Here is a 13,700-nt window from a genome sequence, read left to right as displayed (position 1 = left end):
CCTGTGCCGGTGATGCGGCTTCTCCCATAAACCGGATAAAACCCCGTGTGACCTTGCGATAACTCCATTCGGTATCCGGTCGCAGGATATGTGAAAAAAAGTACTCTTCTAATAATGCTTCCCAACTGAGGGTGTCTACGGTGTGCAACATGTTATTTTTTCCTCGGCTCATCCTGCCGTTTCCTGTCCAAAAACAATTCGCGGCAATAAAATACAAATAACCATTTGAATTATTTATCTTTAAATGATGAGTGCAGGTGACTGTCAGGGGCAACACTTTCTTTCTCCCGTGTTGACCGTTTGGTCAGTTTCGGACCGTGATGATGATTTTTCCCCTGATTTTGTGGTGAAGATGCATCCGGTGACTGAAATAAGGACAATAATGTCAGCGTATCGTCAGACACAGAGGGTGATGGGGTTGTGATTTCACTGACAGGAGGCGAGGATGTGATTTCCGGTACCGGATTGCCTTCGGCAGAGAACGCCGCTTCCTTCGCCGGAGACGGAGAAACCGCCTGTTTCCCCCGCAAAGGGGATTGAACTTGCCCGGCAGCGGCCTGAAGCAATGCCTCTATCAGCGGGACAGAGGAAGGACGCCCGTTAAGATGCTGCATCAGACAGTGCCAGACTTCCGGTACAGTCACCAGCCACATCATGGCTTTTTCCGGTAACAGACAGGCGGCCAGCAACACTTCCTGCGGAGCCGACGGTATGTTCTCCGGGGCGCGGAAACGGAAACGAAACGGTTTGTCGGGAATACCGATGCCCGGTTGCCAGACCTGCCCGTCTTCCAGTTCCCCTTCGAGTTGCCGCAACAATGGCAGGTGGTAAAACAACGCGGCCCAGAATACCACCGCCTGCCATAAGACACCCTGTGCGGCCTGCGTTTCCGGTGCCACACCGGGCGGCAGTAAATGCCCCTTCGCCAGCCGCACGGCACAGGTGGTAAATTGCAGTGTCAGGTCAGCAAATCCGCCACGGCCTGACCACTTCCCTTCCGGGGCGGCGGGTATCTGCTGAACACTGCCCAATAATTGTTTAATCGGGGCGAGATAAAAACGCTGGTACAACCCTTCAGGGAGCGTACTGTTTTGCCATAATTGTTGCAGGCACTGATGGCGCAAGGGGGTTGCCAGCAACGCCTCCACTGATTGTGGCCGGAAATAGTCCCCGTTATCACAGGCCCCGCTCGTTTTTTGCCCTGATGATTTTTTCTGTAATGCTGGCGAGCGGGTAAAATGCGATTTAAAACGTGTAAACATCACTTTTCTCCTTATCAAATTTGGCTCAGTGTCGGTCAATCCCACGCTGAAACAAGGCGAAACTCTTTTTGCGAAAATGAAAATTGTTTGTATGACTTACCCTTAAACGTAAAAAGCGCCCCGAAAGGCGCAGTAGTGAAATCAAGAAGATGAAAACAGAAATCAGGCTGCTTTTTCATAGGCCTGCAAACGCTGTGACCAATTGCCCAGATAATGGGCCGGTGTGTAGCGGGTTCGTTGGCTGCCGGGATCCTTCAGCACATCACCGATCGTGACCGCCGCCGGAATACCCGTCAGGGAAAGCTGGATATAGGCCATCACTGCCGCCAGTGGATCGATATCAATCGCAGACACCCACATACTGGACAACGGATCATGTCCCTGCTCCCTTAATACCTCGGCAGCCGCCAACATCATACAGGCCGCACCGCAGCAAGGTTCGTGGAAGGTGACAAAGGGTTGGGTCTGCAACAATTCAGACACCTCATTCAACTGCAATTGTGCCATGACTCTGGCCACACTCCAGGGCGTAAAGAACTGCTGAAGTTCCTTATTGCCCAGCTCCAACTGCATAAACACACTGCCGAGAAAATCACCGGGTTCTTCCGCCAGTGCCAGCACGGTAGTTGAGAAAAGTTCCACAATCCGGTCAATATCTTCCCGTTCATACTTATTGATGGTTTTCAGATAGAATTGTTCCAGTTCCTCACTGAAACAGTATTTATTGTGAATGGCCGCCATCGCACAGTTGCAAAAATCCTGAAAAACCCGATAACGGTTACGGTAACGGGCGGTTTGTTTAAACAGCGAAATAAAGTCTTTTTGGTAGTCAGGGCGAGAAGCCATGGCGTGTTTTCCTGATAAGAGTCAAAAAGGAAAACACACCCCGGAAGGAGAATGTGTTTCCCCTTTCGGTTGAAGTCAAGATAAGTGGATACTGTGTTGAACAAAGAATTACTGTCCGACGGCCATCGCCGGTAGTGCCAGTGCCGTTTCGGTTTTGTCTCCGTTAACCAGATACAGTGCCGGACGGTTTTCGTGCCCTACCTGCCCATTGTGGCTGTCCACATGCTCACCCTGATCATAACAATCATAGCCTTTGAGGCTTCCTGACGGTTCGCTGTACCAATGGCGGATTTCACAGTCAAACACCGATGACAGCCCGCCCATCAGTTCCGCCGACGGCGGTACCCACGGCGTGTCAAACCGCACCGTCAGACTGCTGACATGGCGTCGTTCCCAGCGGACATGATGACCGAACGGCCACTCCAGCCCATAGAGCTCATCGTAGCACTGTGCTGTGGTGGTCATTCCTTTTAATAAACCACTGTTACCGTTAATCTCCGGAGCCAGCCGGGTCGGTCGTATCATCAGCATATCGCAGGGCTGAGCAGAGGTCGGATAAACAGACAGTTTCTCCCAGCACGCGCCGATATCGAGGCTATCAGACCAGCCCACCACGCCGAACCAGTCAGTGTACTGGCGGGTCAGCAGGTGGGCGATAATGTCACGCGCTGACGCCGGCACATTCTCCCAGCGCAGCAGGCTTAAGCCCGACTGGCGGTAGATACTGTCAATCCGCTTCATGTTTTCTGTGGTTAGCAGCACATTGTCCTGCAACAACGCCAGCCACTGTTCAAACGCCAGATTCTGCGCCGTCGGGGCTGCCGTACCCCGTATCAGTTCCGAATACGGTGTGTAAGTGAGGGGCTTGGTGGGTTTTAATATCCCCGCACAGCCGGCCAGAAACAGGCGCAGGCTCTGCAATACCGCCTGACGGTAACGGGGGAATTCTTCCCCACAAACCCATTGCTGCATCACATCGAGACAAACGGATTTACCGGTGACGTCCAGTTGATTAGTGACCCATTCTGCCATGGTTAATTTCCTTTGATTTTTAAGTTTAAAAACCGGAGAAACTGTTCCCCCCCAAGGGAGTCAGTTCCCCCGATGGGTGATTGAAGAAAGTGTCAGTTGAAATCCCGTCTGAAGATATCGGCAACCTGACGGTCGAAAATGACCATCAGTTCATCATGCACCCCCGGATACGGTGTGCCGGGCGTCATTGCCGGGGGCGTTCAGCCGGGTTAAATCGTATTTATCCACTCAGTCATTAATGGCGTCAGAGGATCGGATGCCGTGAGCCATGAGTCCGGCTACCGTATCGGTTTCACATAACACCGTATCGTTCAGGCTCAGGCCAGAATGGCGTTTCAGCAGCGCGGCGCCAGACCGTTAAACGTAAAGGTGCCAGGGTGATACCCCACCTTTAAACGCTGAGGGTTGTGCTGTGCCGGAGAATATCCTGCACTTCATGATGATGCTGATAACGCGGCGATACCACATGCAGCGACAGTAAATTCGCCTCATGCCACAAGACACGCGCCGCCCCGGCATTCTGCCAGCTCAGCTCAAACGTGGCCGACTGACACAAGCGCTGTTGTTTCTGCACCAGTGATAAACGCTCTGATGTCACGGTGATCGGCTGTGCCCAGACAATCTCGTCATAAAAGCGGCCACCGAGCACCTTGTTATCTTTGGCGTCATAAATCATCACCGTGAGTGGAAAAAAAGCCCGCCGGCACTGAGCTGAGGGCATTTCCGGTACCGGCCAGTCACCCAAAAGATGGATCACTTTCAGCCGCTGTACCGCTTCGGTGACCGAGTCGGTCTCACACACGGTCAGCGTTTCCTCCCGCAGCGATTGAGGTCGTTGGGGATGCTGTATCAGGCCGGTGACCTGTACGATAAAAATAGCTTCCTGCGACGCCGGTGTCGTGCTCTCCGGCGCAGGTAAAAAAATCGGGTTCATGGTGTGGCTCTCCTTGATTTGAGGTCAATAAAAGACAACACCCGCCCGGTAACAGGAAGGTGTTGTCGGCTCCCCCGGTCAGGCGCTAAAGAAAAGGGTTAACAACCTCATGGGCTGATAACGTCAGTGGTGATGAGGGTTGTTATGGATAAGTGACGAGCTGATGATTTCCTCTTTGGGCTGCATCGCCAGTACCGCACGCAGCAGCCCGGTTTCCGGATGGTGCAGCGCGTATTCGCGTAGTTCGCAGAACCGGAACGCATCGTCATTCGGTTCATCTAACTCAGCAATACGGGCAAACACAATCGCGGTGACAGCCAGACCAAACGCATCCGCAGACAGCGTGGCCGTCAATGTCGTCTCCGGCAGATAAACCGAATAGTTTTTTGCCGCGGTGGGGATCATATACGTCAGGGAATCAGACACGTTCCGGCTGCGCCACTGCTCAGGACGATATTCACCACACAACTGTGAGGCGGTATTTGCCAGCAGGAAACCCAGAAACAACCGTTCCAGTGGAGTTTTGCCGGGGAACACGACCGACAGGGCCAGACTGTCCAGCAGCATCAGTTCATTATCCGGCATCACATTCTCCTTTTAAGCCCAGAGCCGCCCGGATACACTGAGCCTGAGGATGTTGCCGCGCATATTCACGCAGGGTGCAAAGCCGCTCAGCATATCCGTCCAGCTTCATCAGGTCAGTCAGGTAACCCAATACACTCAGGGTCACCATCAGCCCAAAGGCATCGGCGGAGACTTCACCTTTAAAGTCCGTCGTACTCACCTTGACTCCAGAAAAATCCGGCCGCATCGGCACAATATAGGCGATGTGGTCTGACACTTTCCGGTACTGCCATCGGCCACACCGGTCATCGTCACACAGCCCGGCAGCCGCTTTAATGAACGTGTGCTCCAGCAACATCAGTTCCAGTGAACCGGTGTGCGGAAAAATGTCAGCAAAAGGGGAGCGTTCAACCGGAGACACAGTGTGCACCGTGGCCGGGGGGGTATGTTGTTGCATGGTATTCTCCTGATAAAAACAACGGGGAACACCTGACCCAATGGGAAATGTGTTCCCCGTTGGGTGACTGGCCGGTTGGCCATCATGGATAAGATTAAGAGACCTTCATCGTCATCAGACTGACGATATCTGCTTCCAAAGGGGCGCAGATGTACCACACCGTGGTGTACTCCCTTGCAGGCTACGGGAGTGTTGCTGTCGCTGCCCGAAGGTGATCCTCACAAGCGACCGGATCATGGATAAGTCTGACTACGCTAATAAACGAAAATCATCCGGTCAATGGGTAATTCATTTCCCGGGACAAAAAATAATGTCAGGAGCACGACGGAATTTTTGGGCGTCAGGGAGAGTCTGTCAATACGCGGTGATCCGTTCAGACCGTGTGGTCTAACACGTTTATGCCCCATTGTGTGTTGGTGTCGCTAGCTGAATTATATCGGGAACCTATTTTTAGCCTGAATTTGTCAGATAACTACATAGTGACACTAAACCGGAAGGTGCAATACTGGTGGAACGAGTATAACTGAGCAAGCTGGGAAATTATGATTGTGATACTTCCAGAGAACTCCAAATAGAAGGCTTTAAAGTTACGGTAATATGACATATGAAAGAGAATCAAAGTAGTCACGATTTGTATTAACTGCGGCTTGCCCTGTGGTGTGGCTGGCTAAAAATGGCAATTCACTATGTAAATTGATTGGTTGATTTTCGATTGCTTAAAATGACTACTTAACGCCGTTCACTGTTTCGTTGCTCCCTAAATCCTAACAATCTCAGACTACTTGAGCGAATCGCTCACATGTCACCGACAGAAGCCGAAAAAGCGTATTATGCTTCCCTGATAAACAATGATCTGGCACCTGAGCTCCCGGACTTAATACTCTCCAGGAAAGCCGGGGTGGTTTATTTATTCCTGCAATGGGGTGTATCGAACGAAGGGTGTTCCGATAGAAGGCGGCGCCACTCCATTCGAAACCAGGGCGTGAATTGCGCTTCTGATTCTGAAAGTTGGGCTGATATCTCGGCGCGGGTCCGCCACTTGATTTCGCTGACTTCTTCAGTAGCTGGGGAGACCACAGCGTCAGATTGGGCAACCAGTACATGACATAGTTCATGTTCCGCACCGATCGAACCAAAGCGAGCATGGTACTCAAAACTATATAGAAAGCGGCAGGAAGCAGAGATTCCTAATTCTTCGCGCAAGCGACGAGACGCGGCATCCATAATGGTCTCGCCAGGTGCCGGATGACTGCAGCAAGCATTCGACCAGAAATTTGGCCAAAGCATTTTACCTGCAGCACGGCGTTGAAGTAGATGATGCCCGGTGCTGTCGATTAGATGCACCGAAAATGCGCGATGAAGCTGTCCCGCTCCCAGGTGCGCAATGCGTTTGTCACAAACACCGATCTGTACATCTTGTGCGTCAACTAATACTACATCATTGGTCATTCTGTATTCCATTCGTACAATTATGCGCCCACCTGCACAGTGTTGCCGGTGTGCGAGGAGGGGCTACGTCTTTCTACCCAAGCTCAGGGACTTGTCCCCAGACGCTGACTAATGTCAATGCAGCATCGGTAAACTCAGGATCGGCACGCAAGTTGGCCATGGCATCAAGGTCGTTCTGGGTGAGTAGCCCGAGTTTCAGCAGCGCTGGCCCAGCCTGTGCGGTGGTTACAGCCCAAAAGTTATCGGCTGGGCTGTTGTCGCCGATTCGGCCTTCTAGGGTGCGATGCCCAATTTTGGAAAGCCCCCGGTCACGTAACTGGTCGGGGAGAGTATCGGCCCAGAGCATGTCGGAACCAATGGACTGCTCTAGGAGAGTGATTCCGGCTTGGGCGACTTTTCGGAACAATGGGTTCGCAGTTCTCAAGCTAGGCTGTAGACTCACATCTTCGATCACCAACCAGCCGCCCGGGCGGACCCAGGTGACAGCTCGAGTCAATACGTCTTCGCGTTCGGTGAGGTGACACAGTAGCGCCCGAGCATGCACCACGTCAAAGGAGGCAGCAGGAAAATCATCGGTCGTGGCATTATGGGTGAGCACCCGAATGTCGGGTACATCGGTGAGGAATCGGGTGTCAATGTCGGTTGCGGTAACAGTCGCGTCGGGATATCGCTTGGTCAGCCAGCCAGCCAATGATCCTGCACCGGCACCGAGATCTAGAATGGCAGATTTGCTCGGAATATCTAGCTGATCAAAAACCATTTGACTCAACGGGTCAAAGACACATTCTAGGGTACGGAGCCGTGCCAATTGTCCAGCGTGCTGACCACCCAGATAACTGCTAGAGTAGCCAGGCTCCTCGGCGGGGTTAGTGGTGGTCACAATACAACCTCCAGTCGATCGGGGTAGCGGTTAAGGAATCCGCGTTCAGTGAGCTGGAACCCCGGAGCCCAACGCACGTTTGGAAAGGTCTGTAGCAGCATGCGAGCGCCGATCGTGATCTCCATCTTTGCCAATATAGACCCTAGGCAGAAGTGACGCCCCGCACCGAAGGCGAAATGACTTGTCGCCTGATTGGGGCGCAACATATTGAAGGTATCCGGATCAGTGAATCGATCCGGATCACGGTTGGCCGAACCGATCAGACAGGCTAGGGTCGCACCAGAAGGAATCGTTCCCGATGGCAGTTCCAGCGATTCACGGGCCTCTCGGAGTACGAGTTGCAGAGGAGGGTTGCGTCGCAGGGTTTCAGTGAATGCATTATCCATCAAGTCCGGATTAGCTATCACCGCATCTTTGACGCCGGGCTCGTTCAACAGGTTGACAATGAGATTCGCCAAAGCACCGTGACTGGTTTCGCTACCTGCAGTCATCAGAATCGCGCAGTAAGCCCGGACGAACGTCTCAGATAACGGCTGACCGTCAATCCGTGCCGCTAGGAGCTGCGAGATCAAATCGTCTGTGGGTTCAGCACGGCGGGCATCGATGTATGGCTGGATGAAGTCATAGAAACTGTCCCGATTAGATAACCCGCCGGTTAACAGAGCCGGATCTTGTCGATAGTTGCCCATGTAAGCAAAGCCGATGGAACACCAGCTTTTTAGCTGCGCCACCTCCTCGGAAGTTTCAGCGGGGAGACCCAGAGCGCGAGCCATCACCCGCACCGGCAGCGCTGTAGCGAAATCAGTAATGAGGTCCACCTGAGGTCGGCCGTGCATGTGCACCAACAGGTCGGTGGTCACCGAGATGATGGATGTTTCGAGCACTGCGAGGGCTTTGCTGCGGAACGATGGGCTAAGCAACGCCCGGTGTTGAGCGTGTTCACAGCCGTCCATAGAAACAATAGTGTGTCCCAGCAGCGGACCAATCTGCCAGGTGTAGTTGTTGTTGCTCGCTCCGGGATGGGTCAATGCGGCTTTGACATCCACATACCGACTGACCAGCCACACATCCGTGTGCTCGTCGTAGACGATCGGCAGAGTGGTACGTAAACGCTCATACAAGGGGTAGGGGTCTATTTCGAACTGCCGGGATTTCAGGGTTGGAGGGGTGAGTTTCAGGTCCACTTGCCGGTTGGCCTGCGTCGTAGAATCGGCGACATGCAAGTGATAGCGAGAAACAGTCCGGTGCCAGTTGCCAGCTGCTTTGACAACCTGACTCAGACGGTCTGGGTCGGTCGCTGTGGACGACTGGTGATGTACATGCAGGACGGCGATCGCGGTGAATTCCGCGATCGCCGTGTTCACCATCTGATGAGCGGATTCGATCGCTGTAGACCAGTCGGTGCCAGTCGTGTCCGCCAGTATCGATACCAGATTGCAGTGCTCACCACAAACCACATCTTTGGCAATCGAATGGATATCGTTAGTCCAGGCAATGATATCAGCACCGTGTTCACGCAGCGTGTTCCACCATTCGATATCCGCTGAATACTGGTACGGGTCGAGAGTTTCGGCTGCATCGATGAGATCAAAGAAGAACAGTGCACCGAACGAATCCCGGCGTAACGGCAGATACTCGGTCAACGTGAGCGCCGTGTCGGTTTCCCGCATTCGTACTAGCGTCGCCTGCGCACGCAGATGTCGGATCAAATGCCGAACAAGCCGATGCCGCCAGCGCTCGTCCCCCTGTACCTAGTCCGCGGCCACAGATCATCGGCCAAGGCAACGAGCATTGGGTCATCAAATCGGGTGATTTTACCCGACGGATCAGTACGGTCGTCTTCGGTTACAGCCTGCACTGCGGTGACGAAACGATCCAACGCACCGTTTTCCGCCCATGGTCCGTCATCGATGCGGTCATCGAGAATGAGTGCCCACAGAAACCAGCATACCAGAATCTCGGCTCGGTGCGTGGGTGCCCGTCCGCACAATGCTATTCCCAGTTCGAGTAACGGAGTGGTACTCAGCCGATGGGCACCGCGGCGGCCGATCAAGCCATATCGCTGCGCCCAAGTGATAGCATGCGTCTGCAACTGAGCACTGTCGGAACGTGGTGGAGGACTGGCGAAAGGAAGCTGAATCTCGGGAATTATCAGCGGAGTCGGCGGTAAATGACAGCCGTGGTTGATTTGGGGAGCACCTTTGCGGTGTGCTGGTGACATGATGATTTCTTCTTGAAACTATCAACCTCCTATAAGAAACATATGACGGCGATGCCGTCAAGCGAAACTGGTTTAGTACTACAGCACAGCCGTACCCCATATTGTGTCATGATGAGTGCATCTTAAAACTGTTGTGCTTTAATAAATTCGGACACTTTGGTAAAGACCAAAAACTGATCCTTATCTATAATTTTTTTATCTCAGTGAAAAAAATAAACTATTTCTCATCAAAAACTTTAGTTTTAAAGTAAGAATTATCATTTTGATATAAATTTACTTAATGAGGATATATCAATGAAAAAGCCACTAGTCGTAATAACTGGAGCTAGTTCAGGAATCGGTCAGGCAACAGCAAAATTGCTTTCCTCATATAGCTATCCACTACTTTTAATCGCTCGACGAATAGAACGAATGGAAAGTCTAAATTTGCCAAATACATTATGTCTAGCAGTTGACGTTACAGATAAAAAATCATTTTCCAAAGCAATAGAACAAGCAGAACAAAAGTTTGGTCCCGTTGATGCTCTAATTAACAATGCAGGAGTCATGCTGTTAGGAAGCATGGAATTACAAGATCCTAACGAATGGGAACAAATGTTAAATGTTAATGTGAAAGGAATGATGAATGGTATTAGTGCTGTAACGAAAGGGATGATAAACAGAAAAAACGGAACCATAATAAATATCAGCTCAGTAGCCGGACGTAAAACTTTTCCTAACCATACCGTTTATGTTGGTACTAAATTTGCTGTACATGGAATGAGTGAGAATTTAAGAGAAGAACTTTCAAAGTACAATATAAGAGTCACAATAATTGCTCCGGGTGCAGTCGAAACTGAGCTATTAAGCCACACATCCGATAAAAAAATAAAAGAAGAATATCAAGACTGGAAAAAAAGTATGGGTGGTGAGGTTCTAACCGCAGAAGATGTAGCTAAGGCTATAAATTATGCCTACAGCCAACCTCAAAATATCTGTATCAGAGAAATTGTTCTTGCGTCCACTAAGCAAGAAGCTTAAAACCAAATTAAATGGGCACTATTGCAAAATTTGATTTCTATAAAAAATGACGCTCCATTTTCACAACAGATTGCGTTTGTAGTAATAGAAATCAAAATGGGTACTCGTTTGTTCGAATGTCAACGAATGCTTATATTTGTATGCCAGTATTCTCTTTCGAAAATCCAGACTGTAGCCCATCTCACTTTCTCCTTTGTCAGTTGAAGCCAGATATTATGTCATATTAATATGATTCTGCTATATATCGCGCTTATAAGGATTATTGTGGCTGAACCTTTAGTAAATGTGTACTTTGTAAAACAGTTGTTTGATAATCCGCATACCTTCGAACTAAACAAGGGAAAACGGTAAAAAATGAAACACCACCCAGAACGTAACCAAATACGACTTGAACATGTACTTACCGCGTTAGGCAACCCAATGCGAATGACCGTTGTTCGTGTGTTAGCCGACGGAAAGGAACATACCTGTGGTTCGATACTTAAAGGTGTATCCAAATCTACACTAACTCATCATTGGCGAGTCCTTCGTGATAGTGGTGTTATTTGGCAAAAACCCTCTGGCAGAGAAAATTTGTTATCTCTTCGCACAGAAGACCTCAATATCCGTTTTCCCGGACTGCTTGACTCATTTATTACAGCCACACAAGAAGATGAACTGACGGGTTCGACTATTAAGCAATATAATCCTGATGCCTGACAGGACAGTTGATTTTTTTGCCTCTATACTTATCTGGCTACATAGGATTGTTTCGCAGTCGGTTTCAATTTACCACTGACTTAAGCCGTTCCATATTATTACAATCCAGCTATTCTATTGCGGCATAACTTCTCCGGCCATTATTGACCGGAGAACGGATTATTTTTCTATCAGTTCAGAAACGGGAACAACCCGTGCTTTTCTTCCCGGCAAGGTAAATGCCATGAGTAACGCGAGTACCATACCGACCGCCGCGTACAAGAATGCATACCCTGTACTTGCTGCCAGCAAGGCGATTTCATTTTCTGGGGCATCATGCTGTGCCATACCTGTAGTCAGGGCAATTAGAACCGCCAGACCAATAGCATTCCCAACATTAAGCGTTGTTGATGCCATACCTGATGCAATTCCTTGTTCACTATGATCAACACCGGTTGCAGCAGCGATCCACATGGTTGTCCAGACAATTCCTTGACCCAAACCCGAAATAACCAAGCCAATCAGAATAGATTTATAAGAAGCTGAGATTGATGCGCCGGGTAGCATTAATAATGTACCAACAATACCAATAATGCAGCCTGCAATAATGGCATTTTTCGTTCCGATGGAATTCGCAAGGCGTGCGCCAGCCTGAGTCCCTATAAAAATAGATACGGAGGGAACGATAAATGCAAGACCGGTCTCAAGTGCATTATAATGCATGACATTCTGGAACAGGACAGTTTCGAAATAAGGCAATGCACCAAATGTCCCCATATAAATAAACGTCACGGTAACGCCAGCAACCAGATTCTTGTTGTAAAAAAGGCGCAATGGCATCAACGGGTCACGAGATTTTGACTCAATGATGATGAACATCATAAAACTGATCAGAGCCAGAAACAGTGCGTATTTAATAACAGGAACTTCCCAACCATATTCAGGTCCCTGCACAAGTGAAAAGACCAGAAGAGTAGATGCAGCCGTAATTGTTAATGCCCCGGGAAGGTCAAAACTGCGCTTCTCATGCCTGATTGGGTCTGCCGGAATAACGATGAAAGCAGCAATAATTGCTATCCCGGCCAACAGAACATTCACATAAAATACGGATGACCAGCCCAAATAATTTGTCAGAAGACCACCAGTCAGGGAACCCAGAGTTAAACCACTCGCACCAGCTCCTCCCCATGCTGCCAACGCTCTGTTTCGTTCCAGGCCTTCACGGAACAATCGGTTAATGAGAGAAAGCGTGGCAGGGAAAAGAAAGGCCCCACCTATTCCTTGCACAGCACGGGCGGTAATAATTACTTCAGGACGCCAGGCCATTCCTCCAATTAGGGAAGAAATCGCATAAAGCCACAAAGCACCAATAAACATTCGGCGCTGGCCGAGTAAGTCTGCTGCCCTCCCACCAAAAAGCATGAAGCCACCACAAAAAACGGTATAAGCACTGACAACCCACTGAAGCGTCTGTCCAGAAAAACCCAACCCTTTTCCTATTTCAGGAAGCGCAACAAAAACGATATTGATATCCAAAGAAATTATCAATTGAGCAAATGCCAGTAAGGCCAAACTTAGCCCCAGTCGATACTGATGGTCACCTTGATACTTAGACATAAAATCCCTCATTGTTTTATTGTTCGCGTATATACGTACAATTGAAATATAGGCATTTTACCTAACCTGTTGCAAGATTTATTTATGGTCTTCCCGTATCGGCTTCAATGGAGGTTATCGTTAGCTACATTAAAAACGTCACTTGGTGCAGCTAAATCTGTTAATAAGCAATCCAGAATAATAACCATAACTTTTTGTTTTTTATTCATAAAGTAATTGTATTTACTTCTAGAATGTCTGTTTAGACAACTTAAGGTCAATTACGGGCAAAATTAATGGATTATAATGTAAGCCTATCACTAAAACTCCCAGTCCGTGTGAATGTGAATTGATTGAATTCGTAGCACGTATCTGCCCCATTGTATGTTAGTACTACAATCGTAATGGCTCTGGAATAAGAGGGCTATCCCAGCGAGGATAATGACATTGTTGTGCGCGGTATTGATGTCGCCGCCGCCAGTCTGACCAAGATAAAATCTGTTCGACGGTTTCCCTTGTCTTTTTCATCAGTTTTGATAGCAGCTTACGTAGTTCCGATACGCTCAGGGCTATCAGCCCGATGTTTTTTCTCCTGTATCCGCAAAACAGCCAGGACCGCATGGGCCAATAACAACAGCGTAATATGCCGGTACCAACTCTGCCACTGCCGGATTTCGTAGTGATCCCGCCCACACTCACCTTTTGTTTCCTCAAAACCGCTCTCAATTTCTCCCAACGATGTCCGGCCGCCTGAACCCGCA

15 protein-coding genes and 4 pseudogenes are annotated in these 13,700 nt (G+C 49.7%); 3 read left to right on the top strand and 16 right to left on the bottom strand.

Annotated elements, in window-relative coordinates; translation table 11 throughout:
* From AACS90_RS14770 to AACS90_RS14755, 4 genes and pseudogenes are all read right to left on the bottom strand, one after another.
* Positions 1-151, bottom strand: a pseudogene (locus AACS90_RS14770) (site-specific integrase); the annotation flags it as partial.
* A gap of 79 nt (positions 152-230) precedes the next feature.
* Positions 231-1,262: a TraI domain-containing protein gene (locus AACS90_RS14765; RefSeq protein ID WP_099123199.1), complete on the bottom strand. Its 1,032-nt coding sequence runs from the start codon at positions 1,260-1,262 to the stop codon at positions 231-233.
* Between the two features lie 162 nt (positions 1,263-1,424).
* A complete protein-coding gene (locus AACS90_RS14760; protein ID WP_099123198.1) occupies positions 1,425-2,108 on the bottom strand; it encodes an N-6 DNA methylase in 684 nt (227 codons plus the stop codon).
* Positions 2,109-2,216: 108 nt separating this feature from the next.
* Complete coding sequence (locus tag AACS90_RS14755; protein WP_099123197.1) at positions 2,217-3,140, bottom strand: DUF1281 domain-containing protein; 924 nt, start codon at positions 3,138-3,140, stop codon at positions 2,217-2,219.
* Between the two features lie 89 nt (positions 3,141-3,229).
* Between AACS90_RS14755 and AACS90_RS14750 the strand changes: the two genes are divergently transcribed.
* Positions 3,230-3,379 (top strand): hypothetical protein, encoded by a 150-nt coding sequence (locus tag AACS90_RS14750; protein WP_193757271.1) that lies wholly within the window; start codon positions 3,230-3,232, stop codon positions 3,377-3,379.
* Between the two features lie 152 nt (positions 3,380-3,531).
* On the opposite strand, the gene AACS90_RS14745 is transcribed toward AACS90_RS14750, so the two are convergent.
* From AACS90_RS14745 to AACS90_RS14705, 9 genes and pseudogenes are all read right to left on the bottom strand, one after another.
* Positions 3,532-3,942: a hypothetical protein gene (locus AACS90_RS14745; RefSeq protein ID WP_339373625.1), complete on the bottom strand. Its 411-nt coding sequence runs from the start codon at positions 3,940-3,942 to the stop codon at positions 3,532-3,534.
* Positions 3,935-4,102 carry a hypothetical protein gene (locus tag AACS90_RS14740; RefSeq protein WP_339373624.1) on the bottom strand — a complete coding sequence of 56 codons (168 nt, stop codon included), beginning with the start codon at positions 4,100-4,102 and terminating at the stop codon, positions 3,935-3,937. The genes AACS90_RS14745 and AACS90_RS14740 overlap by 8 nt, the downstream gene beginning before the upstream one ends.
* Positions 4,103-4,197: 95 nt before the next feature.
* Positions 4,198-4,659: an antirestriction protein gene (locus tag AACS90_RS14735; protein WP_099123195.1), complete on the bottom strand. Its 462-nt coding sequence runs from the start codon at positions 4,657-4,659 to the stop codon at positions 4,198-4,200.
* Positions 4,649-5,095: an antirestriction protein gene (locus AACS90_RS14730; protein WP_099123194.1), complete on the bottom strand. Its 447-nt coding sequence runs from the start codon at positions 5,093-5,095 to the stop codon at positions 4,649-4,651. The genes AACS90_RS14735 and AACS90_RS14730 overlap by 11 nt, the downstream gene beginning before the upstream one ends.
* A gap of 462 nt (positions 5,096-5,557) precedes the next feature.
* Positions 5,558-5,726 (bottom strand): annotated as a pseudogene (locus AACS90_RS14725) (IS982 family transposase); the annotation flags it as partial.
* A 272-nt stretch (positions 5,727-5,998) separates the two neighbouring features.
* On the bottom strand, positions 5,999-6,544 hold the full coding sequence (idi, locus tag AACS90_RS14720; protein ID WP_099123193.1) for an isopentenyl-diphosphate Delta-isomerase: 546 nt from the start codon (positions 6,542-6,544) through the stop codon (positions 5,999-6,001).
* Positions 6,545-6,617: 73 nt separating this feature from the next.
* Positions 6,618-7,424 (bottom strand): class I SAM-dependent methyltransferase, encoded by an 807-nt coding sequence (locus AACS90_RS14715; RefSeq protein WP_099123192.1) that lies wholly within the window; start codon positions 7,422-7,424, stop codon positions 6,618-6,620.
* Complete coding sequence (locus tag AACS90_RS14710; RefSeq protein ID WP_241538303.1) at positions 7,421-9,133, bottom strand: cytochrome P450; 1,713 nt, start codon at positions 9,131-9,133, stop codon at positions 7,421-7,423. Before AACS90_RS14710 ends, AACS90_RS14715 begins: the two co-directional genes overlap by 4 nt.
* Positions 9,130-9,645: a hypothetical protein gene (locus AACS90_RS14705; RefSeq protein ID WP_206601858.1), complete on the bottom strand. Its 516-nt coding sequence runs from the start codon at positions 9,643-9,645 to the stop codon at positions 9,130-9,132. The genes AACS90_RS14710 and AACS90_RS14705 overlap by 4 nt, the downstream gene beginning before the upstream one ends.
* A 294-nt stretch (positions 9,646-9,939) precedes the next feature.
* Here AACS90_RS14705 and AACS90_RS14700 point away from each other — a divergent pair, with 294 nt between their 5' ends.
* The gene (locus AACS90_RS14700) at positions 9,940-10,665 is read left to right on the top strand and encodes an SDR family oxidoreductase (RefSeq protein WP_099123191.1); all 726 of its coding nucleotides are present in this window, start codon (positions 9,940-9,942) and stop codon (positions 10,663-10,665) included.
* 90 nt (positions 10,666-10,755) lie between these two features.
* Here AACS90_RS14700 and AACS90_RS14695 read toward each other — a convergent pair.
* Positions 10,756-10,845 (bottom strand): annotated as a pseudogene (locus AACS90_RS14695) (IS630 transposase-related protein); the annotation flags it as partial.
* Positions 10,846-11,019: 174 nt separating this feature from the next.
* On the opposite strand from AACS90_RS14695, the gene AACS90_RS14690 reads away from it, so the two are divergent.
* Complete coding sequence (locus AACS90_RS14690) at positions 11,020-11,364, top strand: ArsR/SmtB family transcription factor (RefSeq protein WP_099123190.1); 345 nt, start codon at positions 11,020-11,022, stop codon at positions 11,362-11,364.
* Positions 11,365-11,523: 159 nt separating this feature from the next.
* Here the strand turns inward: AACS90_RS14690 and AACS90_RS14685 are convergent, their stop codons facing one another.
* Positions 11,524-12,960, bottom strand: a complete 1,437-nt coding sequence (locus AACS90_RS14685) for an MFS transporter (RefSeq protein ID WP_099123189.1) — start codon at positions 12,958-12,960, stop codon at positions 11,524-11,526.
* A 523-nt stretch (positions 12,961-13,483) separates the two neighbouring features.
* Positions 13,484-13,695 (bottom strand): annotated as a pseudogene (locus tag AACS90_RS14680) (IS701 family transposase); the annotation flags it as partial.
* Between the last annotated feature and the right edge of the window lie 5 nt (positions 13,696-13,700).

This window comes from Xenorhabdus sp. KK7.4 (genome assembly GCF_963876465.1).
Taxonomy (GTDB): Bacteria; Pseudomonadota; Gammaproteobacteria; order Enterobacterales; family Enterobacteriaceae; genus Xenorhabdus; species Xenorhabdus stockiae.
The sequence above is the reverse complement of the archived record's forward strand: the minus strand, read 5'-3'. Positions and strand labels throughout refer to the sequence as shown.